Source organism: Streptomyces sp. bgisy027 (assembly GCF_057710365.1).
Map to the genome: position 1 here is coordinate 1 of NZ_JBYIVZ010000139.1, position 914 is coordinate 914.

Genomic DNA, 914 nt, shown 5'->3' on the forward strand with positions numbered 1-914 from the left:
ACTGATCGACCGGGAGCTCTACCTGCCCAAGGATTCCTGGGCCGTCGACTTCGAACGCCGTCGGGAGGCCGGGATCCCGGACGAGGTGGTCTTCCGCACCCGTCCGCAGCAGGTCCAGGACATGATCGACCGTGCCATGGCGGCCGGGGTGCCGTTTTCATGGTTCGTCGCGGACGAGGAGTTCGGCCAGAACAGGATCCTGCGCAGGCACCTGGAAGCAGAGGGCATTGCCTACTGCATGGCTGTCCCGAAATCCACCGACGTGAACACCGCGGGCATCTCCACCAACCCCGACACCCCGACCCGCTTGGACAACCTGGCATCACAGCTGCGACCGGGGGACTTCTCCCGGCGCGCCTGCGGGATCGGAGCGAAAGGATTCCGTACCTACGACTGGGCCGTAATCGCCCGGCGGGACGGGCACCAGTACGTCGTCCGCCGCTCCATCACGGATGGGGAGATCGCCTACTTCCACTGCTACAACCCGCGCGGGGAATCACTGTCGGAACTCGTGACGGTCATCGGATTGCGCTGGCCGATCGAGGAGTGTTTCGAGGCGGCCAAGCAGCAGGCCGGGCTGGACAACTACCAGGTACGCAAATACGACGCCTGGTATCGCCATATCACCATGGCCATGCTGGCGTTGGCGTTCCTGGCCGCGATGGCCCGAACCCCGCAAAAGGGGGCTCTTCAGACCTGGGCAGTGACCGCGGACCGCGAACCCGGCGGCTCGCGGCCCTGACCGTCGCCGAGGTCCGGCGGCTGTTCAACCTGATCGGCTTGACTCACATCGCCATAGATCAGGGACTTCGCTGGTCGACCTGGCGTCGCGCGCACCAGGCGGACGCACGACGACACCATTTCCGAAGACGGCTACGACTCCAGATGGTCAAGATCTAGCCCTGTAGTACTAG

At 64.8% G+C, this 914-nt stretch carries 1 protein-coding gene; it reads left to right on the forward strand.

Going from position 1 to position 914, the window contains the following annotated elements:
• On the forward strand, window positions 1–742 hold a 742-nt coding region (locus tag AC3ETA_RS47760; RefSeq protein WP_432199168.1), incomplete at its 5' end, for an IS701 family transposase.
• Window positions 743–914: the final 172 nt, after the last annotated feature.